This is a genomic window from Lysinibacillus sp. NPDC097287 (assembly GCF_044761695.1).
In the GTDB taxonomy this organism is placed as follows: Bacteria; Bacillota; Bacilli; order Bacillales_A; family Planococcaceae; genus Lysinibacillus.
The window spans coordinates 19,290-40,900 of record NZ_JBIWCX010000013.1; the positions used below are offsets into that span (position 1 = coordinate 19,290).

22 protein-coding genes are annotated in these 21,611 nt (G+C 37.6%); 19 read left to right on the plus strand and 3 right to left on the minus strand.

Going from position 1 to position 21,611, the window contains the following annotated elements; all coding sequences use genetic code 11:
- Positions 1-82: 82 nt before the first annotated feature.
- The 3 genes from ACIQ2D_RS16555 (at position 83) to ACIQ2D_RS16565 (ending at position 2,479) form a co-directional block, all read left to right on the plus strand.
- Positions 83-844 carry a ParA family protein gene (locus ACIQ2D_RS16555; RefSeq protein ID WP_402865947.1) on the plus strand — a complete coding sequence of 254 codons (762 nt, stop codon included), beginning with the start codon at positions 83-85 and terminating at the stop codon, positions 842-844.
- The gene (locus ACIQ2D_RS16560) at positions 837-1,685 is read left to right on the plus strand and encodes a ParB/RepB/Spo0J family partition protein (protein ID WP_402865952.1); all 849 of its coding nucleotides are present in this window, start codon (positions 837-839) and stop codon (positions 1,683-1,685) included. The genes ACIQ2D_RS16555 and ACIQ2D_RS16560 overlap by 8 nt, the downstream gene beginning before the upstream one ends.
- A 77-nt stretch (positions 1,686-1,762) precedes the next feature.
- Positions 1,763-2,479: a DUF554 domain-containing protein gene (locus ACIQ2D_RS16565; RefSeq protein ID WP_402865954.1), complete on the plus strand. Its 717-nt coding sequence runs from the start codon at positions 1,763-1,765 to the stop codon at positions 2,477-2,479.
- Here ACIQ2D_RS16565 and yyaC read toward each other — a convergent pair.
- Positions 2,396-3,028, minus strand: a complete 633-nt coding sequence (yyaC, locus tag ACIQ2D_RS16570) for a spore protease YyaC (protein WP_402865956.1) — start codon at positions 3,026-3,028, stop codon at positions 2,396-2,398. The genes ACIQ2D_RS16565 and yyaC overlap by 84 nt on opposite strands.
- Positions 3,029-3,122: 94 nt before the next feature.
- Here yyaC and ACIQ2D_RS16575 point away from each other — a divergent pair, with 94 nt between their 5' ends.
- The 3 genes from ACIQ2D_RS16575 to ychF all read left to right on the plus strand — a co-directional run bounded on the left by ACIQ2D_RS16575 (position 3,123) and on the right by ychF (position 5,508).
- Positions 3,123-4,001 (plus strand): mechanosensitive ion channel family protein, encoded by an 879-nt coding sequence (locus tag ACIQ2D_RS16575; protein ID WP_402865958.1) that lies wholly within the window; start codon positions 3,123-3,125, stop codon positions 3,999-4,001.
- A 3-nt stretch (positions 4,002-4,004) separates the two neighbouring features.
- Positions 4,005-4,202, plus strand: coding sequence for a DUF951 domain-containing protein (locus tag ACIQ2D_RS16580; protein WP_402865960.1), 198 nt, complete (start codon positions 4,005-4,007; stop codon positions 4,200-4,202).
- Between the two features lie 205 nt (positions 4,203-4,407).
- Positions 4,408-5,508, plus strand: a complete 1,101-nt coding sequence (gene ychF / locus ACIQ2D_RS16585; protein WP_402865962.1) for a redox-regulated ATPase YchF — start codon at positions 4,408-4,410, stop codon at positions 5,506-5,508.
- A 40-nt stretch (positions 5,509-5,548) separates the two neighbouring features.
- Here ychF and ACIQ2D_RS16590 read toward each other — a convergent pair whose 3' ends face one another.
- Entirely contained in the window at positions 5,549-6,097 is a 549-nt protein-coding gene (locus ACIQ2D_RS16590) for a DUF3267 domain-containing protein (protein WP_402865964.1), read from the minus strand.
- A 175-nt stretch (positions 6,098-6,272) separates the two neighbouring features.
- On the opposite strand from ACIQ2D_RS16590, the gene rpsF reads away from it, so the two are divergent.
- The 8 genes from rpsF to ACIQ2D_RS16630 all read left to right on the plus strand — a co-directional run bounded on the left by rpsF (position 6,273) and on the right by ACIQ2D_RS16630 (position 13,881).
- Positions 6,273-6,560, plus strand: a complete 288-nt coding sequence (rpsF, locus tag ACIQ2D_RS16595; protein ID WP_402865966.1) for a 30S ribosomal protein S6 — start codon at positions 6,273-6,275, stop codon at positions 6,558-6,560.
- Positions 6,561-6,596: 36 nt separating this feature from the next.
- Complete coding sequence (gene ssb / locus ACIQ2D_RS16600) at positions 6,597-7,166, plus strand: single-stranded DNA-binding protein (RefSeq protein WP_402865968.1); 570 nt, start codon at positions 6,597-6,599, stop codon at positions 7,164-7,166.
- Between the two features lie 46 nt (positions 7,167-7,212).
- Positions 7,213-7,449 (plus strand): 30S ribosomal protein S18, encoded by a 237-nt coding sequence (gene rpsR / locus ACIQ2D_RS16605; RefSeq protein ID WP_402757269.1) that lies wholly within the window; start codon positions 7,213-7,215, stop codon positions 7,447-7,449.
- Between the two features lie 211 nt (positions 7,450-7,660).
- Entirely contained in the window at positions 7,661-8,599 is a 939-nt protein-coding gene (locus ACIQ2D_RS16610; RefSeq protein ID WP_402865970.1) for a YybS family protein, read from the plus strand.
- Between the two features lie 15 nt (positions 8,600-8,614).
- Positions 8,615-10,588, plus strand: coding sequence for a DHH family phosphoesterase (locus tag ACIQ2D_RS16615; RefSeq protein ID WP_402865972.1), 1,974 nt, complete (start codon positions 8,615-8,617; stop codon positions 10,586-10,588).
- Positions 10,585-11,031: a 50S ribosomal protein L9 gene (rplI, locus tag ACIQ2D_RS16620; protein ID WP_402865974.1), complete on the plus strand. Its 447-nt coding sequence runs from the start codon at positions 10,585-10,587 to the stop codon at positions 11,029-11,031. The genes ACIQ2D_RS16615 and rplI overlap by 4 nt, the downstream gene beginning before the upstream one ends.
- Positions 11,032-11,044: 13 nt before the next feature.
- Positions 11,045-12,406: a replicative DNA helicase gene (gene dnaB / locus ACIQ2D_RS16625; protein WP_402865976.1), complete on the plus strand. Its 1,362-nt coding sequence runs from the start codon at positions 11,045-11,047 to the stop codon at positions 12,404-12,406.
- Positions 12,407-12,591: 185 nt separating this feature from the next.
- A complete protein-coding gene (locus tag ACIQ2D_RS16630; protein ID WP_402865978.1) occupies positions 12,592-13,881 on the plus strand; it encodes an adenylosuccinate synthase in 1,290 nt (429 codons plus the stop codon).
- Between the two features lie 92 nt (positions 13,882-13,973).
- On the opposite strand, the gene ACIQ2D_RS16635 is transcribed toward ACIQ2D_RS16630, so the two are convergent.
- On the minus strand, positions 13,974-14,786 hold the full coding sequence (locus tag ACIQ2D_RS16635) for a YitT family protein (protein WP_402866173.1): 813 nt from the start codon (positions 14,784-14,786) through the stop codon (positions 13,974-13,976).
- A gap of 439 nt (positions 14,787-15,225) precedes the next feature.
- On the opposite strand from ACIQ2D_RS16635, the gene ACIQ2D_RS16640 reads away from it, so the two are divergent.
- The 5 genes from ACIQ2D_RS16640 (at position 15,226) to ACIQ2D_RS16660 (ending at position 21,610) form a co-directional block, all read left to right on the plus strand.
- On the plus strand, positions 15,226-16,692 hold the full coding sequence (locus ACIQ2D_RS16640) for a peptidoglycan DD-metalloendopeptidase family protein (RefSeq protein WP_402865980.1): 1,467 nt from the start codon (positions 15,226-15,228) through the stop codon (positions 16,690-16,692).
- Positions 16,693-16,904: 212 nt separating this feature from the next.
- Positions 16,905-17,615 (plus strand): response regulator YycF, encoded by a 711-nt coding sequence (gene yycF / locus ACIQ2D_RS16645; protein WP_402865982.1) that lies wholly within the window; start codon positions 16,905-16,907, stop codon positions 17,613-17,615.
- A 5-nt stretch (positions 17,616-17,620) separates the two neighbouring features.
- Positions 17,621-19,465: a cell wall metabolism sensor histidine kinase WalK gene (gene walK, locus ACIQ2D_RS16650; protein ID WP_402865984.1), complete on the plus strand. Its 1,845-nt coding sequence runs from the start codon at positions 17,621-17,623 to the stop codon at positions 19,463-19,465.
- Positions 19,462-20,802, plus strand: a complete 1,341-nt coding sequence (locus tag ACIQ2D_RS16655) for a YycH family regulatory protein (RefSeq protein WP_402865986.1) — start codon at positions 19,462-19,464, stop codon at positions 20,800-20,802. The genes walK and ACIQ2D_RS16655 overlap by 4 nt, the downstream gene beginning before the upstream one ends.
- Positions 20,789-21,610 carry a two-component system regulatory protein YycI gene (locus tag ACIQ2D_RS16660; RefSeq protein WP_402866175.1) on the plus strand — a complete coding sequence of 274 codons (822 nt, stop codon included), beginning with the start codon at positions 20,789-20,791 and terminating at the stop codon, positions 21,608-21,610. Before ACIQ2D_RS16655 ends, ACIQ2D_RS16660 begins: the two co-directional genes overlap by 14 nt.
- Position 21,611 lies beyond the last annotated feature (1 nt).

Sequence of the window (21,611 nt, forward strand, 5' to 3'; positions counted from 1 at the left end):
ACTAGATAGCGAAATGAAATAAAAAAATTCACAAATGGGCTCGTCATAGGAAACTTTGATGGATGAAAGCAGGTGCTTTTAAATGGGTAGAATTATAGCAATCGCCAATCAAAAAGGTGGCGTAGGTAAAACAACGACATCGGTCAATTTGAGCGCTTGTCTAGCATACTTAGGAAAGAAAGTACTGTTAATCGATACCGATCCACAAGGCAATACAACAAGTGGTGTTGGTATTGATAAAGGTGAAGTGCAAAGTTGTATTTATGATGTTTTAATTGATGATGAAAATGTTGAAAGTGTTATTCAGGTAACTAAAATTGAAAACTTATCAATTGTACCCGCGACAATTTCACTTGCCGGGGCAGAGATCGAGTTAGTATCAACAATTTCCAGAGAGGTTCGTTTAAAGCATGCCCTACAAGATATAAAAGACGACTATGATTACATAATTATTGATTGTCCCCCGTCTTTAGGATTATTAACGATTAATGCTTTAACAGCCTCGGATGCGCTTATAATCCCAGTACAGTGTGAGTATTACGCATTAGAAGGGTTAAGTCAGTTATTATCGACAGTCCGTTTAGTACAGAAGCATTTAAATCAGCAGTTATTTATTGATGGTGTACTATTAACGATGCTGGATGCTCGAACAAATTTAGGGTTACAAGTTATTGATGAGGTAAAGAAGTACTTTCAAGATAAAGTATATAAAACAATTATTCCGCGTAATGTACGTTTGAGTGAGGCACCAAGTCATGGGGAACCAATTATTACTTATGATGCAAGATCTAGAGGTGCGGAAGTTTATTTAGAGTTGGCGAGGGAAGTGATAAAAAATGGCTAAAGGATTAGGTAAAGGGATTGGTGCTTTATTTCCTGGAGAGTCGCTTGAGCATTCTGGTCAAGTAGAAGAAATACAATTACAGCAAATTGTCGCAAACCCTTTTCAGCCACGTAAAATTTTTGATGAAGAGGCACTGCAAGAATTAGCAGATTCAATAATAGAGCACGGTATTTTACAGCCAATTGCAGTACGGAAAAAAATCAGGAAATATGAAATTGTTGCTGGTGAAAGACGTTTTAGAGCTGCGCAGTTAGCGGGCTTACAAGTTATTCCAGCAATTATTAAAGACCTGACGGATGCACAAATGATGGAACTGGCTATATTAGAAAACCTTCAACGAGAAGATTTAACAGTAATTGAAGAAGCGGAAGCTTATCAAAATCTAATGGAGAACTTACATCTCACGCAAGAAGAGCTATCAAAGCGTTTAGGTAAGAGTAGACCGCATATTGCCAATCATGTTCGTTTATTAATGTTGCCAGAGGCTGTTCGTAAACTGATGAATGATGGTGCGTTATCTATGGGACAAGGCCGTGCTTTACTTGGATTGAAAAATAAAAAAAAGGTAGTAGAGATTGCTGGTAAAGTGATCAAGCAAGGGTTGAATGTGCGCCAAGTGGAAATGCTTGTGCAAACGTTGAATGAAGAAGTTTCACGTGAAACAGTGCAGCCGAAGAAAAAGGACATTTTTGTTACAGCGAAGGAATCGCAATTGCGTGATTACTTTGGAACAAATGTACAAATAAAAAAAGCAAATAATAAAGGGAAAATAGAGATTGAATTTTACTCCGAAGACGATTTGGAACGGATCTTAGAAATATTAAATTTGCAAGAAGAGTGAATTTGCTTTTCAAAAAGGAGAGCGCCAAAATAGTGGCGCTCTCTATTTTTCTATATGGGGAGAAAGAAGGCTAGGCTGTGATATTATTAGGGACATTTATTAATGCGCTACTAATCATAGTAGGTGCATTAATAGGGCGTATTTTCAAAAATATTCCCGAGTCAATGAAGGCCACTGTATTATCAATTATTGGCTTAGCGGTGGCGTTATTAGGGATTAAGATGGGCTTCGAAAGTGATAACTTTATTGTTTTAATTGTTAGTTTAGTTGTGGGTACAGTAATTGGTGAATGGTTAGATTTAGATAAACAAATGAATAGACTGGGGCAGTGGGTGGAATCATTATTTAGAAAAGGCCGGAGTGAAGATAATCAAATCAGTATTGCCGAAGGATTCGTGACAGCTTCACTCATCTTTGTCATTGGTTCTATGGCAGTCATAGGTGCTCTAGACAGTGGTTTACGTAATGATCACAATGTACTAATCACAAAAGGTATAATCGATGGGTTTACGTCAATTATTTTAGCATCTACATTAGGGATAGGTGTATTATTATCGGCAATACCCGTATTTATTTACCAGGCAATAATTGCTCTTTTTTCGGGCACTATTAGTGTATATATTCCAGATGCTGCATTAGAAATGTTCATTACAGAAATGACGGCTACTGGCGGTGTTATGATTATGGCCATCGGTTTAAACATAGCAGGCCTAACGAAGATCAAGGCTGCTAACTTGTTGCCGGGTATATTCATTGTCGGTATTCTGGTCGCCCTCATCTACCCGTTTCAATGAATAACGATGCGCAGCAAGTATAAATGCTCTAGCTAGTTTTTCAGCCATGGCATATGAAATGTGCAATCTTGTATTTTGTAGAACAAGCATCTCCATAAATCCTCCAACATTGACAATGCCTTTCACGGAGATGTCACCGATTGGGGGTAATTGCTTTTTTACAGCCTTTCCGGGCAAAATAGGACCGTTTTGCACAGCAATATGACCAACTGCATTTTCATTTCCTAGGCATGCATCAATCGCAATAATAAAGGGTTTCGTAGTATGATGGTGTAGTTCTTGTAATGTTGAGTCTAAATTAAGTGCGTGCAGTGGGTTTTCAAGCGTTCCAACAATTTCATAGGGAAAGCTAATTGATTTACTCAGGAAGCTACCTGTTAATGGACCAAGTGTATCCCCCGTACAGCGGTCGCTACCAATGCAACAAAAAATAAGGCGTTCGTGATGAAAGGGAATATGCTCTAAAAACAACGTACTCAAATGCCATATCGCATTTTTACTCTCATGATGAATGGAATAGGGCAGTATTGAATTTGGTATAGTATTCATAAATAACTCACTTTCATATTTATTTTTAGGGAAGTGTTCAAGTTTTATGCAGTATACGTCAGTTTATAGAAAGTTATTCAAGAGGTGAAAAAAAGTGGAATTTAATGAAAAGGTGATACAGCGATATTGGGATAAGCTAACATCAGAGAGCTTTTGGGAAAAAGTGATAGATACAACTATTGAAATTATTCTAATCTTATTTGTGTCATGGCTTGTCATACGTATAGGTAAAAAAATTATCAATAAAGTATTTAAAATACGTATGCGTACACCATTAAATCCTTCAGAACGTCGTCAGAAGACGATTTTAAAATTACTACACAGTGTTCTTTCTTATGGAGTGTATTTCTCGGCAATCATTGCAATTCTCGCTTCGTTGAATATTAATGTAGCAGGTCTTCTTGCAGGAGCTGGAATTGTCGGTTTAGCCGTTGGTTTTGGTGCACAGAGCTTGGCAAAAGATCTTATTACAGGGTTCTTTATTATTTTTGAAGATCAGTTTGGTGTCGGTGATTATATTAAAATTAATATGGCTGAGGGGACAGTTATCGAAATAGGCCTTCGTACGACCAAAATCAATGGGGTAACAGGAGAGCAATACATTATTCCGAATGGTGCAATTGGTGATGTTGTGAACTATTCTGTAAATAACTCGAAAATATTTGTAGATTTACAAATGACGACAGATGCGGATTTTGAAAAAGCTGAGAAGATAATTAATGAATATTTAAGTACTTTACCGGAAGTACATCAAGAGTTAGTTGCTGCACCTGTGTTTTTAGGTGTACAAAATGTTACAGGAGCAGAAGTGACAATTCGCATTGCAGCAGAAACCTTGCCACAACAGCAATATGGGGTAGCGCGAACGATCCGTCGAGATGTGACGAAGTTGTTCGAGGAGCATGGCATTCCAATTGCGTATCCGAAAATGATGTTATACGGTGGACTAGGTAAAAATGAAGGGGGCAATTAATAAATGGAGGCAAAGCAATTTAGTTTAAATGACGTAGTTGAAATGAAGAAACAACATCCATGCGGCACGAACGAGTGGAAAATTATTCGTATGGGCGCAGATGTACGCATTAAATGTGAAGGCTGTCAGCATAGCGTTATGATTCCTAGAAGGGAATTTGAGAAAAAAATGAAGAAGATTTTGAAACGTGCTGACGAATAGATAGTCATTAGACTTTTCGTTCACTTATCCATATAATAGACTCTGGTTTAACTTTATTTGGCACATGTTTTAGAGTACCTAAAGCGAAACGGTTGGTATAAATATTTGCTAACTAAAGATAAGGCTTCAGGTGATATTTTAGCGCCGGGGCAAAATTTATAAAACGAACACTATGTATTTGAAAATAGAAAGGTCGTGTCCATTCATGGCATTAACAGCTGGAATCGTAGGTCTTCCGAACGTAGGGAAATCGACATTATTTAACGCAATTACAAAAGCTGGCGCATTAGCAGCAAACTATCCATTCGCAACAATCGATCCAAATGTAGGCATTGTTGAAGTACCAGATGCTCGTTTAGAAAAGCTAACAGAGCTTGTTACACCAAAGAAAACTGTCCCAACAGCATTCGAATTTACGGATATTGCGGGGATTGTAAAAGGGGCTTCTAAGGGAGAAGGCTTAGGGAATAAATTCCTTGCGCACATTCGTGAAGTAGATGCAATTTGCCAAGTCGTACGTTGTTTCGTAGATGAAAATATTACACACGTTTCGGGTGGAGTAGACCCAATCGATGATATTGAAGTTATTAACTTAGAACTTGCTTTAGCTGACTTAGAATCTGTCGACAAACGTATTCAACGTGTAAGCAAAATGGCGAAGCAAAAAGATAAAGAAGCTATGGTGGAAGAGCCAATTCTTCTTAAAATTAAAGCTGAACTAGAAGAAGGCCGTCCAGCACGTGCTGCTGAGCTTTCAGAAGATGAGCTGAAAATTGTAAAAGGTCTTCACCTATTAACAATTAAGCCAATGCTATATGTAGCTAATGTTTCAGAAGATGAAGTGGCTGATGCAGACAATAATGAATATGTACAAAAAGTACGTGAATATGCAGCTGCTGAGGGTGCTCAAGTTATTACAATCTGTGCGAAAATCGAGGAAGAAATTTCAGAGCTTGAAGATGAAGAAAAAGCAATGTTCCTAGAAGAATTAGGGATCAAGGAATCCGGTTTAGACCAATTAATCCGTACGTCTTATGATTTACTAGGTCTTGCAACATACTTCACTGCAGGTGTTCAAGAAGTTCGTGCTTGGACATTCCGTAAAGGCATGAAAGCTCCACAATGTGCCGGTGTTATTCATACAGACTTTGAGCGCGGCTTTATTCGTGCGGAAACTGTAGCTTTCGATGATTTAGTAGAAGCGGGTTCACAAGCAGCAGCAAAAGAAGCTGGTAAAGTACGCCTTGAAGGTAAAGACTATGTCGTGCAAGATGGCGATATCATGTTATTCCGTTTTAACGTATAAAAAATGAAAGCAGAGAGACGTCAATTCACGTCTCTCTGCTTTATTTAATATATACATATAGTTTTGGAAGATTTGGGTCGTCTTTCACAATTGCATTTTTTGGGTATTTGTGAAGCTCCTTGTACATGGCAAAATCACCAACAGCACCAGCTATTAAACAGGCGCCCACTAATAGTAATGCCGTGCTGTTAATATAAAATCCAGCAATAGTAGGAAGAACACCGGTCGTCCAAAACGGTAATAGCAACGCTTTTTTCATAGCATGGTTTGGGAGGGGCATTTCTGTTGTGGCGTACGCAACACCAAGCTCTAAATTGACGCCATACTTTAAGGATTTAAAGGGTACCCCACCGAAAATCATAAAACCAATTAAGTGAAAGGCTTCGTGTAATATTACAAACAAAATATAAAGCAAGATAAAAAGGATAATTCCGATAATCATTTGAAAAAAAGAAAATTGAAAATCTTTTAAACAAATATATTGAATGGCTATAAATAAAATGGCTAAACCTATTGTTATAACAATATTATCAACCATTAACTTTTTTATATCTAATTCTATGATGATTGGTTCTGTGTCTTGTAGCATAAAATATTCACCCCTTTAAAAACTTCTATAATTGATTATATCGAATGATTTGTTTGTTTGCGACTTGAAAGCTATGTAGCCATGTGGTACAATTCATTGATGTGAGTAATAATTATTACTTACTCCTTGCTCCCTGAAAACAGGAGAGCCTGAGTCCATAAGGAGGTGTAAACAGATGAGAAAATACGAATTAATGTACATCGTACGTCCAAACATTGAAGATGAAGCGAAAAAAGCTTTAGTTGAACGTTTCAACGAAATCTTAACTTCAAACGGTGCTGAGATCATCGAAGCAAAAGAGTGGGGCAAACGCCGCTTAGCTTACGAAATCAAAGACTTCCGCGAAGGTTACTACCAAATCGTGAAAATCAACGCTACTTCAGAAGCAATCAACGAATACACACGTCTTGCTAACATCAGCGAAGATATCATTCGTCACATTGCAGTTCGTCAAGAAGCTTAATATTAACAAAATGCTGAAAAAGGAGGTTGTATTCTGATGATTAACCGTGTCGTATTAGTTGGAAGACTAACAAAAGATCCCGAGCTACGCTACACACCAAATGGTATTGCGTCTACTCGATTTACAGTTGCTGTCAATCGTACATTCTCAAACCAACAAGGTGAAAAAGAAGCAGATTTCATTAACTGTGTTGCTTGGCGCAAACAGGCTGAAAACTTAGCGAACTTCATGAAAAAAGGAAGTTTGATTGGAGTGGAAGGTCGTATCCAAACAGGTAGTTATGAAGGACAAGATGGTAAGCGCGTTTATACAACTGATGTTGTTGCGGATAGCGTACAGTTCTTAGAGCCTCGTAGTGGTGGAGGTGCTCCGGCATCTAACCAATACGGTGGACAGTCTTACGCAAATAGCCAACCGTCATATGGCGGTGGTCAACCACAACAACAGTTTGGTGGCGCAGCGCCTCAGCAAGGTTCATTTGGCGGCGGTTCTTATCAGCAAAATCAGCCTCCTATGAATCAGCCAAACTATACACGTGTAGATGAAGATCCATTTGCTAACAGCAAAGGACCAATCGAAGTATCAGAAGATGATTTACCATTCTAATGACTTCCATTTACAAAACTAAAACTTAAAAGGAGGAGACACAACTATGGCACCACGTCGCGGAGGCCGCAAACGCCGTAAAGTTTGCTACTTCACTGCTAATAACATTACGAATATCGACTATAAAGATGTAGATTTACTAAAAAAATTCATCTCTGAACGCGGGAAAATTCTTCCTCGTCGCGTAACTGGCACTAGCGCTAAGTACCAACGTAAATTAACTTCTGCTATCAAAGTATCTCGTATCATGGGATTACTTCCATTCGTATCAGAAGACAAATAAGATTGATATTTATCAAGATGTAAATCTTGTATCAAACTTTACAACCAGTGTATTTCGATATTCGTATCGGTATATGCTGGTTTTTTTATACATAAATCAATGCAATTCCCAAGTGTAGTAAACCAATAAACTTAGCGTTTTTTGTTCAATAACGCGAAAAAATGGTACAATAAACGTTGGAAAGTTTGACTGACAAAAAGGAAGGTTTTCAATGCCGAATAATCAAACCAAGGCGCTTGTACAAGGCTCAATGATGGTCGCGATTTTTACTATATTAATGACTATGTCTGCGTATATACCATTTATCTTTATGATAGCCCTGTTATTTGCCCCACTACCAATTGCTTGGTATTGCGCAAATTACAAGCGTTCCTCATCGATACTGGTAGCTATTGTAGGCTGTCTATTAACAATTTTAACAAGTGGCATATTTATGCTGCCGTTCGCCTTTATTATGGCGTTACTTGGAGTAGTAATAGGTGATGCAATTCGTCTAAGGAAGAGTAAGCTATTCTTATTTATGTCTTCAGGAATAGCCATGTTGTTTTCATCAGCACTTGTCTATCTTTGTTATATGTTTATTGCGGGAATAAATATTGTGCAAATTAGTTTAGATATTGCACGTAAAAGTTATGAAAAGTCTATAGAAATGACAAAGGATTTGCCGGGCCAATTAACAATTACACCAGAACAATTGGATATTATGTTTAAAACAATGGAGCTTACAGTTCCAGCAACTATAACAATAACGGCTTTTTTAGGAGCATTTGTAGTTGTTACGGTAAATATACCACTATTAAAACGTCTAGGTTTAACTGTACCAAAGTTTGCACCATTTCAAGAAATGCGCCTACCGCGTGCGATTCTTTGGTATTACATGGCCGTTTTAACGATTAATTTATTTATACGTCCAGAATCCGGGTCTATGCTAGACGTTATTGTATTAAATATTTCTTATATTTTATGGATATTATTAATCCTACAAGGGATTTCCTTAATCCATTATTTTATCGCATCAAAAGGGATGCCAAATGCTGTGAAATGGATAGCCACAATTTTAGCAATTCCATTATCATCATTCATTATTTTATTAGGTATTATAGATTTAGGTTTTGACGTACGTTCACTTATGAAAGGAAAGACTAAATAATAAGGGGCTGATCAAATGGGGACTTTTAGAAAACGACCAATCCGCTATCCACTTATTGCGCTTTCCATTTTCGGTGTCGTGACGTTCGTACTTCTATGTGTTTGGAGTATTGGAATAGGTATTGGTTATGGTATAGGCTTTGCTATGTTAATGGTTTATACATGGAAGGTTGAAGAAAAAACCTTTGATGAAACAGATAAGCATATTGAATCGATTTCCTACCGGATGAAAGAGGTTGGAGAAGAAGCATTGCTTGAAATGCCAATTGGTATTTTACTTGTGAGTGAGGAATATGAAATTGAGTGGTCAAACCCATATATGCAAGGTGTATTAAATAATGAATCGTTAGTAGGCGAATCAATTGTTAATATTTCTGATGACATTTATGTATTTATGAAAACAGAAGAAAAGAAAGAAGCAACGATTACGCTTCGTGACCGAAAATATCGCGTCTTTTATAAGGAAGAGGAGCGCTTGCTGTATTTCTTTGATATTACAGAGCAGATTGCTATTGAAAAGCAATATTTTGCAGATCGTACTGTCATAGCGATTTTATTCGTGGATAATTACGATGAAATTACACAGGCAATGGATGATCAACCACGTAGTTTAACAAATACGATGGTAACTTCTATTGTCAATGAATGGGCGGCAGAGCACGGGATTTTCATGAAACGTATTTCATCAGATCGCTTTATGGCCGTATTAAATGAGTCAATCCTAACAGAGCTTGAAAAGAAAAAGTTTGCTATTTTAGATATAATCCGGGAAAAGACTGCACAAAAAAATCTTTCACTAACATTGAGTATTGGTGTCGGAGCTGGTTCTTCGTCTTTAGTGGAGCTTGGCGAATTAGCACAATCCAGTCTAGATCTTGTATTAGGTCGAGGTGGAGACCAAGTAGCGATTAAGCAGCCTACTGGAAAGTTGAAGTTCTATGGTGGTAAAACAAATCCTGTAGAGAAGCGTACACGCGTGAGAGCCCGTGTAATTTCTCATGCGTTGCGTGACTTGATTCAAGATAGTGACCAAGTGTTTATTATGGGGCATAAAAACCCCGATATGGACTCTATCGGTGCATCTGTAGGCGTACGAAAAATGGCACAAATGAACGATGTAAAGGGCTATGTAGTCATTAATTTCGATGAATTAAATGGTAGCGTGACTCGATTAATGAATGAAATCGAAAAGAAATCCGATTTCTATGAGAGCTTCTTAACACCGGAAGAGGTATCGGCAAAATTGACGGAGAAGTCTTTGCTTGTTATTGTCGATACACATAAACCAAATTTAGTAATCGATCCAAGCTTATTGAAAAAGGTGGAGAAAGTCGTAGTTATCGACCATCATCGTCGTAGTGAGGACTTTATTGAAAATCCAACGCTAGTTTATATGGAGCCATACGCTTCATCTACAGCTGAGCTTGTGACAGAGTTACTAGAGTACCAACCAAAGCGTGCTAAAATTAATATGCTAGAAGCAACAGCTCTACTGGCTGGTATTATTGTGGATACGAAGAGTTTTACGCTCCGCACTGGGGCTCGTACATTCGAAGCAGCTTCCTATTTACGAACAAATGGAGCAGACACGGTGTTAGTTCAGCGTTTACTAAAGGAAGACATAGATACGTATATTGAGCGCTCAAAAATTGTGCAAACTGTGAAATTTGTGAAGCAGGGTGTTGCGATTGCGAATGGTGAAGATTTAAAAGTATATGACTCGGTACTAATTGCACAAACTGCAGATATTTTACTAACAATGAAGGGTGTTAATGCATCATTCGTTATTGCCCATCGATCAGATGGGTTAATTGGCATTAGTGCGAGGTCACTTGGTGAAGTTAATGTTCAGCTTATAATGGAAAAACTAGGTGGCGGCGGACATTTAACGAACGCAGCATGTCAAATAGAAGCAAATTCCATTGATGAAGCAAAAAAATATTTAGAAGAGGCCATTATAGAGGTACTCGAAGGGAGTTTGGAATCATGAAAGTAGTATTTTTAAAAGACGTTAAAGGTAAAGGTAAAAAAGGGGAAATCAAAAACGTAGCTGATGGTTATGCACACAACTTCTTAATTAAAAATGGCTATGCAGCAGAAGCGAATGCGCAAGCCATTAGTCAATTAGATGGTCAAAAGAAACTAGAAGCTAAAAATGCAGCAGCAGAATTAGCGGAAGCACAAGCATTAAAGGAAACACTAGAAGCTTTAACAATTGAATTAAAAGCAAAATCTGGAGAAGGTGGCCGTCTATTCGGTTCAGTTTCAACAAAGCAAATTGCAGATGCACTACAAAAGGTACATGGCATTAAAATTGATAAACGTAAAATGACTTTAAATGATGGTATTCGTGCATTAGGTTTCACAAATGTCCCAGTAAAACTTCACCACGAAGTAACAGCTACATTAAAAGTACATGTAACGGAAGAATAAGGGGCGACTATCCATGAACGATCCGATGATGGACCGCGTTCCACCGCATAACCGGGAAGCGGAGCAATCGGTTATCGGTGCGGTTTTCCTTGACCCGCAAGCATTAATCACAGCATCTGAAATTTTATTGGCAGATGATTTTTATCAAAACGCCCATAAGAAAATTTTTGAAACGATGCTAAGCCTGAGTGACCGAGGGAAAGCGATAGATGTTGTTACAGTTACTGAAGAATTATCTGCAAAAAAAGAGTTAGAAGACGTTGGCGGGCTATCTTATTTACTGGAGCTCGCCAATGCTGTCCCTACAGCAGCAAATATTGCCCATTATGCCAAAATCGTCGAAGAGAAGGCATTATTACGTCGTTTAATTCGTGTGGCCACTAAAATCGTAGAAGACGGTTACACTCGAGAAGACGAGGTAGAGGCATTACTTAGCGAAGCAGAGAAAAAAATGATGGAGGTTTCCAGCCGCAAAAATGCTGGTGACTTCAAACATGTGAAGGATGTTTTGGTTGAAACATTCGATAATATCGAGCAACTACAATCTCGTAAAGGCGATGTTACAGGAATTCCCACAGGCTTCCGTGACTTAGACCACATAACAGCCGGTTTCCAGCGTAATGACTTAATTATTGTTGCTGCACGACCTTCTGTAGGTAAAACTGCCTTTGCATTGAATGTGGCGCAAAGTGTAGCTGTACAGGCCCGTGAAAATGTAGCGATCTTTTCTCTGGAGATGGGTGCAGAGCAGCTTGTTATGCGTATGCTTTGTGCAGAGGGAAATATTGATGCACAAGTTTTACGTACAGGTGCTTTAACAACGGAAGATTGGGGTAAACTAACGATGGCAATGGGTAGTTTATCGAATTCAGGGATTTTTATCGATGATACACCAGGTGTGCGTGTTAATGAAATTCGTGCAAAATGTCGTCGTTTGTCACAAGAGCATGGTTTAGGCATGATTTTAATCGATTATTTACAGCTTATTCAGGGTAGTGGTAAGCCAGGGGAAAACCGTCAACAAGAAGTATCTGAAATCTCGCGTTCCCTAAAAGGTTTAGCGCGTGAGTTAAAGGTACCGGTTATTGCATTATCACAGTTATCTCGTGGTGTAGAGCAACGTCAAGATAAACGTCCGATGATGAGTGACTTGCGTGAATCAGGAAGTATTGAGCAAGATGCCGATATCGTGGCATTCTTATACCGAGATGATTACTACGATAAAGAATCGGAAAGTAAAAATATGATTGAAATTATTATTGCCAAACAACGTAATGGTCCGACAGGGACGGTAACGCTTGCTTTTAAAAAAGAATTCAATAAGTTTATTAACGTGGATTGGTCTCAGCAACCACCGCCGCCACCGAGGGATTAGATAAAACTATCTAGAAATTAGATAATATCCATATCAAATCACGATAAACACGAACATTAAATTGACATATGTGATTTTTTGTTCGTGTTTTAGTTGTTTTTCTGTTGACTAGGACTTTCTAACATTGTTACAATAATTATTGCTTGATAATGAGATGCAAAACGTATCTAACGGAGGTGCTGATTATGACATCAGTTGTAGTTGTAGGAACACAGTGGGGAGATGAAGGGAAAGGTAAAATTACTGATTTCCTTTCACAAAAGGCAGATGCAATCGCTCGCTTTGCGGGTGGCGATAATGCGGGACACACCATTAAAATTGCAAATGAAACTTACAAGTTACACTTAATTCCATCAGGTATCTTTTACAAAGAGAAAACTTCTGTGATTGGGAACGGCCTTGTCGTGAACCCTAAATCACTTGTAACAGAATTGAAAGGCATACAAGAGCGCGGTATTAATACGGATAATCTTCGTATATCGAATCGTGCACACGTAATTTTGCCATATCATATTAAACAAGATATTGCAGAAGAAAATAGTCGTGGCGACAATAAAATTGGTACGACATGTAAGGGTATTGGACCATGTTATCAGGATAAAGTAACGCGCATCGGTATTCGTATGGCGGATTTACTTGATAAGGAAGTCTTCGAAGAAAAACTACGTCATAATCTTGCTATTAAAAACAAATTATTTGAGAAATTTTACGAAGTTGAAGGTATGACTTTTGAAGAAATTTTCGAAGAGTATTACGGATATGGTCAGGAAATTGCCAAGTATGTAACAGATACATCTAAAGTGTTAAATGATGTATTAGATGAAGGTGGCAAAGTACTATTTGAAGGCGCACAAGGTGTTATGCTTGATGTTGATCAAGGTACTTATCCATATGTTACGTCCTCAAATCCTGTTGCTGGCGGTGTTGCTATTGGTGCTGGTGTAGGGCCATCACGAGTAACAAGTGTAATAGGTGTATGTAAAGCTTACACATCGCGTGTAGGTGACGGGCCATTCCCAACTGAATTATTTGATGAGATTGGTCAAACAATTCGTGAGGTTGGTCGTGAATACGGTACAACAACAGGGCGCCCTCGTCGCGTTGGGTGGTTCGATTCGGTTGTAGTACGTCATTCACGCCGTGTAAGTGGTATTACCCATCTTGCCTTGAACTCAATTGACGTTTTATCTGGTTTAGAGACAGTGAAAATTTGTACAGCGTATCAGTATAAAGATCAAATAATTACTGAATACCCAGCAAACAATCATATTATTGAACAGTGTGTGCCAATTTATGAAGAGCTTCCAGGTTGGTCAGAAGATGTAACAGGATGCCGAACATTAGAAGAGTTACCAGAGAATGCACGTCGCTACGTGGAACGCGTGAGCGAATTATCAGAGATTCAAATTGCTACCTTCTCTGTAGGTCCTGCTCGTGAGCAAACAAACGTGTTAGTAGACGTTTGGGAAGCGTAAATCTAACAAAATGAAGAGAATGAAGGGTTTTATTATTCGTTCTTAATGTGTAAAAAGAGCGCGTATCCATTATGATACGCGCTCTTTTATGTTTAGTGAATGTCTTTTTTCTTGAAGCGGCCACCACTAACTTCAGCTATGTTACCTATTGCTAGGAAGGCATTGTCATCAATTTCAGACACTATTATTTTTAATTTTGACTCTTCTAAACGTGTAATAACTGTAAAGATAACCTTCTTATCGTTACCTGTATATGCCCCTTCACCGTGAAGGAATGTTACACCACGTCCAAGACGATCCATGATTGCCTGACCGATTTCATCAATTTCATCGCTAATGATGTAAACAGATTTAGATTCTTCCATCCCTTGAATTACAATATCAATGGCTTTATAGGCAATATAGTACGCTAAAATAGAGTACATTGCTTGTTCCCAAGTGAAAATAAAGCCTGCGACTGTAAAGATGAGCAGGTTGATGAACATAATAATTTCGCCGACTGAGAACGGTGATTTTCTATTAAATAAAATTGCTAAAATTTCTGTACCATCTAAAGAACCACCATAACGTATAACGATTCCGACACCAATCCCCAAAACAATACCACCGAAAACTGTTGCCAGTAATGTATCTTTTGTAAATGGCTCTATATTATGTAGAAGAATAGTTGAAATCGATAAAACTGTAATCCCAAGTCCTGTAGAAAGTGCAAAAGTTTTACCGATTTGTTTATAACCTAAAAAGATAAAAGGTAAGTTTAAGAAGAAAATGAAGACCCCCAAGGGTAATTCTAATAAATGCGAAGTAATAATGGAAACACCGACGATTCCACCATCCATAATGTGGTTAGGTACTAAAAATAGTTCTAGTGCTACAGCCATAATTATTGCCCCAAGTATGACCATAATTGTTCGTATGATCAAACGGCGGGTTTTATTCTTCTTTTGTGGCTTCGCTGCTTTACTTTGTATCGCAGCGGTCTGTAAATCACTCAAATTAATCGCTCCATTCAATTAGTGTATTGATCTAGTTATATTTTATCGAATTATACCTAAAGTAAATAGCTATGAGTCCAAAACAAGTCAAATTCTACTCAAAATAGACAATAAAAGTATAAAAATGTATAAATAAGTGAAACTTTGAATATAAATATGATAAAACAAGTCTATTAGTCGCATTTAAATACTAATAATTTATGTAACAAGTAATAGATAAATAATACAGTTTCATTACAAAAAGATTAAAATATTCATTCGATATTTCCTTTATGGTACATTATAGGGGTGCTCAATTTAGGCATAAAAGAAAACCTGCAACAGGATATATTTGGAAGGGGCTTTATTGATGAGTTCGTTTTGGCATAAAAAAGAGGAAAGTGATAGGTTAACTTACAAACTTTCTTCTTTTAAAAAAGTATCAATCCTTACTGTATTAATGGTAAGTTTGACACTAAATATAGGGTTCGCTGCAGAAAATAACAACAAAGAATCATTAAATAAAATTTACCACGTTTACGTAGGTAATGAATATATGGGGGCTGTATCAGATTCGACAGCTGTTCGAGAAATAATTGAAGAGAAGGAACGGGCAGCTAGCATTCAGTATAAAGAATATTCGGTGGATGCTAGTGAAAATGTAAAAATTATACCAGAGCAAGTGTTTAGTAAGGAAACAGATGATTCGGAGACATTGGCAAAGGTAGAACAAACATTGGTTGCGCAAACACCTGCATTTGCATTGATGGTAGACAATGAACCAATTGCTTATTTGAAGGATGCTAACGATTATGAAGAAACGATTCGTTTGCTTAAATTACAGTATGTTTCTCCTCAAGAATTAGCAAGCTGGGATGCTAGTCAACAAACCATTCAAAATTTACCAACTTTACAATCGGGCGAATCCCGAATTACTAATATATCTTTTAAACAAGTTGTATCAGGTGTGACAAAGAAAGTAGCACCAAACGAAATTTTATCTCCAGAAGATGCTGTGAAAGTATTAATGACAGGTTCTATTGAACAACAACAATATCAAATTCAGCCTGGTGACGTGTTAGGATCAGTAGCGAAAGCGCATAGTTTAACAACGGCAGAGTTACTAGCATTAAACCCAGAGATTACTGTTGATACAGTTTTACAAATTGGACAACCGTTAAATGTTACAGTGGCTAAGCCTTTTGTAACTATTGAGGTGGAGAGGGAAAAGAAAATTACGGATACAATTCCTTTCGAAAAAGTTATAGAAAAAGATCCAACGATGCCTAAGGGTGAGTCTGTAACAAAGCAACGAGGTGTGGAGGGTAAAAAAGAGATTACTTACTTACTAACTTCTGAAAATGGAACGCAGACATCAAAAACCCCTAAAGAAGAGAATATACTCCAAGAGCCAACACAGAATATTGAAGTTGTTGGTACAAAGGTGATTCCATCTCGTGGTTCAGGAGACTTCACATGGCCAACAGTAGGTGGCTATATTTCTAGTAATATGGGGAAACGTTGGGGTGGACAGCACCGCGGTATCGATATTGCTCGTCCAAGCAACTACAATATTCTAGCTGCTGATAATGGTGTTGTTGTAGCGACTGGCTTTTCAGGAAGCTATGGTAATCGTATCATGATTAACCACAACAACGGTTATACAACGTTGTATGGCCATTTATCTTCAATTAATGTGGAAGTTGGACAAGTAGTTGAAAAAGGCTCAGTAATTGGTATTATGGGCACTACAGGTAATTCTACGGGGATACATTTGCATTTCGAGATTGAGAAAAATGGTGCGCTTGTAAATCCATTAGCATATGTAAGCCGATGATATAATCTTGTGAGAGGCAGTCCAAACATGGGCTGCCTTTTTCGTATCTTTTGGGATGAATATAGTATTTCCCAAGAAATAAATGTGCAGGACACTATTGTGAATATCAATAATAATGCATGGAATTGAAAAGCATGATAGAGTTAAGAGTAGTGATATTTACAAGTACAGAATATTAATATATAGATGAAAAAGCGAAAGGGAGAGAATAAATGGACAAAACAATTTTAGTTGTTGATGATGAAAAACCAATCGCAGATATTTTACAGTTTAATTTAATTAAAGAAGGCTACAAAGTAATTTGTGCTTATGATGGAGATGAAGCATTAGCAAAGGTTGAGGAAGAACAACCGGATTTAATGTTATTAGATATAATGTTACCGAAACGTGATGGTATGGAAGTATGCCGTGAAATACGTAAAAAATATGATTTTCCGATTATAATGCTAACAGCCAAAGGGTCAGAAATTGATAAGGTTTTAGGCTTAGAGATGGGCGCAGACGATTATGTAACAAAGCCATTTAGTACACGTGAGTTAATTGCCCGTGTAAAGGCAAATATGCGTCGCCTGCAAGTCGCACCACCTTCAGAGGAAACTGAGGTGGAATCGAATGACATCGTTATAGGTTCGCTTATTATTCAACCAGATGCTTATCTTGTGCTAAAGCGAGACGAAGCAATTGAATTAACACACAGAGAGTTTGAATTATTGCATTATTTAGGCAAACATATTGGTCAAGTTATGACACGTGAGCACTTATTACAAACTGTATGGGGATATGACTATTTTGGTGATGTCCGTACAGTGGATGTAACAATTCGTCGTCTACGTGAAAAAATTGAGGATAACCCAAGTCATCCAGCATGGATTGTGACGCGTCGAGGTGTAGGATATTATTTGCGAAATCCTGAACAGGAGTAAATGACATGCATAAGGTAAGTTTTTTTAAATCCATTCATGTGAAGCTCGTACTTATTTATATTTTATTAATACTACTTGCATTACAAATAATAGGGATTTATTTTTCGCGAGAGTTGGAGCAAAATTTAAAAAGTAACTTTCAACAATCGATTTATCAACGTGTCGATCTAATGCAATACAGTATTCGTGAAGAAATTTTGAAAGAACGAGACGATACTATGCCATCGCTCGAGGAAAGTTTGAATTCCATCGTAAAGGAATTTTCGACAGGAGATATTCTTGAGATTCGTGTGATTGATAACAGATATCGCATCTTGGCGACTTCAGAGTCTAACAATCAAAACTTAATCGGGCAAAGTTCAAATACAGATACTGTGCGCCGTGCTATTTCAGCAGAAACAGCATTCGATTTGATTTCGCTTGATAAAAAAACAAGAAATCGAGTATGGGAATTAGCAACGCCTATTCGGGACGGCGCGGGCCCTGAGGATGAAATTATTGGCGTTCTCTATATTATTTCTGATATTGAGACGGTCTTTGGACAGGTGAGTGACATCAATTCTATTTTCCTAGGTGGGACAGCGGTGTCTTTAGTAATTACAATTTTCCTAGGTATTTTAGTTGCACGTACGATTACTCAGCCGATTGCGGATATGCGAAAACAAGCACAGGCTATGGCAAAAGGGAACTTCGCTCGAAAAGTTCGTGTCTATGGAACGGACGAAATTGGACAACTTGCCATTACCTTTAATCATTTAACCAATCGTTTACAAGAAGCGACATCTACTACAGAGGCAGAGCGGCGAAAACTTGACTCTGTTCTAAGTAATATGACAGATGGCGTAATTGCAACGGATCGAAAAGGACGTATTATTCTTATTAATGATCCAGCTTTAGAACTGTTACACATTTCAAGGGACGTGACATTGGGTCGCCCGATTGCTTCGGTTTTAGGAATTGAACAAGAATATAATTTTGAAGATTTAATTCATATGAATGATGCGGTGAATTTGAATTTTAGTACAGCAGAAGCACCGTACATTTTACGTGCGAATTTCTCAGTTATTCAAAAAGAAACAGGCTTTATTAATGGATTAATCACTGTATTACACGATATTACAGAGCAAGAGAAGATTGAAATGGAGCGCCGGGAATTTGTATCCAATGTATCACATGAGCTACGTACACCACTAACGACAATGCGAAGTTATTTAGAAGCATTAGCAGATGGTGCATGGAAAGACGAAAGCATTGCTCCATCTTTTTTAAATGTCACACAAACCGAGACAGAGCGTATGATTCGTTTGGTAAATGATTTACTACAGTTATCGAGGATGGATAGTCAAGATTATGAATTGAAAAAGGACATTGTATTATTTAATTCGTTCTTTAATAGCATTATTGATCGCTTTGAAATGGCCAAGTCGCAAAATGTTACATTTGAGCGTCTATTACCAGAAGCATCTTACTATGTAGAAATTGATACTGATAAGGTGACACAAGTAATCGATAATATTATTTCGAATGCTATTAAATATTCACCGGATGGTGGGAGTGTTCGATTTGGTTTTACCGTTCAAGGTGAAATGTTGAAAGTTATGATTTCTGATGATGGTATGGGTATACCAAAAGAAAATGTGACACGTATTTTTGACCGTTTCTACCGTGTTGATCGTGCACGAGCTCGCTCTATGGGTGGGACAGGTCTTGGTCTGGCGATTGCCCGTGAAATGATTGAAGCACATGGAGGGAAGATATGGGCAGAAAGTGAAGAAGGGTATGGTACAACGATTTTCTTCACTTTACCTTATGATTTAGATGAATTCGATGAGGAAGGTGAGTGGGAATGAAATATATTGAACCAGTAAAATCAGTCGTTTTGTTTGTATTCGTCATACTAAGCGTGGTATTAACATTCCTCATCTGGACATACTCGCCGGATTATGAATATGTTGAAAAAATAGAAGGTAAAGAGGAAATAGCGGTTGGTACAAAGAAGGCTATTGATGATGTCATCAAACCATATAAAGCTATCTTTCGCGCAGAAGATAAGTGGACAGGGACAGCTTCAAGCGGGGCAATGAGAGATTTAATGAATGCTTTTGATGAATGGGAATCGTCTGGTTTAGAACTAATAAACGGTAATGTTTCACCGAATTATTTAAATGAAATTGTGCGTACAAATAATCGATTAACAGTATTTTTTGCGGGTGAAGTACCATTTCCTGTGTTCAATTCGGTATTACACTTTGACGATAAAGAATTACCAGAAACAACATTTAATCGCATTATTATTGACTGGGATAAGTACAACAATAATGAATTGGATTTATTCTTTGTAAGTGATAATAATACATCACTTTTACATTCTCGTGTAAGGATTCCAGACGGTAATCAATTTATAGAAGAGATTATTGAGCCATCAAAAAAGTATAATATGTTTAAAGAGGTAGAGCGAGATGGCTATGCATCACTTTATGTAGTTGATGAAAAAGTTGAAATGTTGAAATATACGTATGTTAACGAGAAGCTATCAGAGGAGCTTGCACTAGAAAAGTTTAAAAATGTGTTGTTTGCAGACCCTAATGTTGTTAAGCGAAATGAAGGAAGTGCAACTGTTGAAAAATATACAGATGGTATGTCTTTAATGACAGTAGACACACATTTCAAATCACTGAATTATGTTTATCCTGCAGCAGAAAGTAGCGTACGAGCTATTCCTTCTAAGATTGTAAAGGATAGTTTTGACTTCGTGAATGAGCATGGAGGCTTTACAGCAGATTATCGTTATGTATCGATGAACCCTAGCAAAAACCAAATGGATTATCAATTGTATTTAGAAGGGTTCCCTGTGTATAGTGATCAAATAACAACCCGTATTACAACCGTCTGGGGTGATAATCGTATTTTTGGTTACAAGCGCCCGTATTTTTCATTAGATATGGATATTGCGTCAGAAAAAGAGATTAAGGGATTGCCTTCAGGTACAGAAATTATTGAAAAAGTTCGGAAGCTAGATACTATTGCTTTATCGGATGTAGATGAAATTGTTGTCGGCTATTATTTAACACAGGATGAAAATCAACAGTTATTTAAGCTCGAACCAGCTTGGTTTTTAGTTCATAAAGGCACTTGGAAGCTGCTAACTCCAGAAATGCTAGGGGGTGTTGAAAATAGATTGGAATAGAACAAAATCTATTTTCATCGTTGTTTTTTTAATCCTGGATATTTTCTTATACTCGTTGTATGTGAATCGTTATAATGATTCACAGAATCTTGGGGTATTAGGGGAGAAAACGATTGAAGCACGATTAAAGGACGACAATATTACGTATGTAACGTTGCCGAGTAATATTGAATCAGCTGCATACATTTCCGGTAAAGTGCACAATTTTACAGATGCTGATTTTAAAGATATGGAACAGCAAGTTAATTATTCTGATGGATCAAAGGCACATGTTGTTTTTTCAAAACCTGTTAAACTAAAAGATGTAAGTGAAGATGCAAGTTTTACAGAATTTGTTCAAACAAATATTAAAGAAGGTGCCTCCTATTCATTATGGGAAGTTGACCGTGAGGAACGTGTCGCAATATTTTTCCAAAAGACAAATAACCGAATCCTTTATTATAATATGAATGGCGTACTTAAAGTACACTGGAATGAGAACGATGAAGTGACCATGTATGAGCAAACAATGATTGATAATATTGAAGAAATGGAGCAACAAGAAAGTATTCTACCTCCACTTCAAATTTTTCAAGCGCTGTATTCAAAAGGGTTATTAAAGCCAGATTCTCGCATAATGCAGATGAAGCTAGGCTACTCGACGCTTGTCTATTTAACAAAGACACAAGTATTAGTACCGACTTGGGAAGTGCGTGTGAAATTGCCTGATGGAGAGATTGAGGAGTATTTCGTCAATGCTGTTGAGGGGAAAGTCATCGAAATTCAAGAGGACAAGCAAGAGGCTGAAGAAGAAGACTGGGGAGTTTAAC

What these genes read in the sequence shown, in the direction of transcription:
- ACIQ2D_RS16555 (WP_402865947.1), top strand. Translation starts at nt 83, where the DNA reads ATGGGTAGAATTATAGCAATCGCCAATCAAAAAGGTGGCGTAGGTAAA.
- ACIQ2D_RS16560 (WP_402865952.1), top strand. Translation starts at nt 837, where the DNA reads ATGGCTAAAGGATTAGGTAAAGGGATTGGTGCTTTATTTCCTGGAGAG.
- yyaC (WP_402865956.1), bottom strand. Translation starts at nt 3,028, where the DNA reads ATGAATACTATACCAAATTCAATACTGCCCTATTCCATTCATCATGAG.
- ACIQ2D_RS16580 (WP_402865960.1), top strand. Translation starts at nt 4,005, where the DNA reads ATGGAGGCAAAGCAATTTAGTTTAAATGACGTAGTTGAAATGAAGAAA.
- ychF (WP_402865962.1), top strand. Translation starts at nt 4,408, where the DNA reads ATGGCATTAACAGCTGGAATCGTAGGTCTTCCGAACGTAGGGAAATCG.
- ACIQ2D_RS16590 (WP_402865964.1), bottom strand. Translation starts at nt 6,097, where the DNA reads ATGCTACAAGACACAGAACCAATCATCATAGAATTAGATATAAAAAAG.
- rpsF (WP_402865966.1), top strand. Translation starts at nt 6,273, where the DNA reads ATGAGAAAATACGAATTAATGTACATCGTACGTCCAAACATTGAAGAT.
- ssb (WP_402865968.1), top strand. Translation starts at nt 6,597, where the DNA reads ATGATTAACCGTGTCGTATTAGTTGGAAGACTAACAAAAGATCCCGAG.
- rpsR (WP_402757269.1), top strand. Translation starts at nt 7,213, where the DNA reads ATGGCACCACGTCGCGGAGGCCGCAAACGCCGTAAAGTTTGCTACTTC.
- ACIQ2D_RS16610 (WP_402865970.1), top strand. Translation starts at nt 7,661, where the DNA reads ATGCCGAATAATCAAACCAAGGCGCTTGTACAAGGCTCAATGATGGTC.
- ACIQ2D_RS16615 (WP_402865972.1), top strand. Translation starts at nt 8,615, where the DNA reads ATGGGGACTTTTAGAAAACGACCAATCCGCTATCCACTTATTGCGCTT.
- rplI (WP_402865974.1), top strand. Translation starts at nt 10,585, where the DNA reads ATGAAAGTAGTATTTTTAAAAGACGTTAAAGGTAAAGGTAAAAAAGGG.
- dnaB (WP_402865976.1), top strand. Translation starts at nt 11,045, where the DNA reads ATGAACGATCCGATGATGGACCGCGTTCCACCGCATAACCGGGAAGCG.
- ACIQ2D_RS16630 (WP_402865978.1), top strand. Translation starts at nt 12,592, where the DNA reads ATGACATCAGTTGTAGTTGTAGGAACACAGTGGGGAGATGAAGGGAAA.
- ACIQ2D_RS16635 (WP_402866173.1), bottom strand. Translation starts at nt 14,786, where the DNA reads ATGGTCATACTTGGGGCAATAATTATGGCTGTAGCACTAGAACTATTT.
- ACIQ2D_RS16640 (WP_402865980.1), top strand. Translation starts at nt 15,226, where the DNA reads ATGAGTTCGTTTTGGCATAAAAAAGAGGAAAGTGATAGGTTAACTTAC.
- yycF (WP_402865982.1), top strand. Translation starts at nt 16,905, where the DNA reads ATGGACAAAACAATTTTAGTTGTTGATGATGAAAAACCAATCGCAGAT.
- walK (WP_402865984.1), top strand. Translation starts at nt 17,621, where the DNA reads ATGCATAAGGTAAGTTTTTTTAAATCCATTCATGTGAAGCTCGTACTT.
- ACIQ2D_RS16655 (WP_402865986.1), top strand. Translation starts at nt 19,462, where the DNA reads ATGAAATATATTGAACCAGTAAAATCAGTCGTTTTGTTTGTATTCGTC.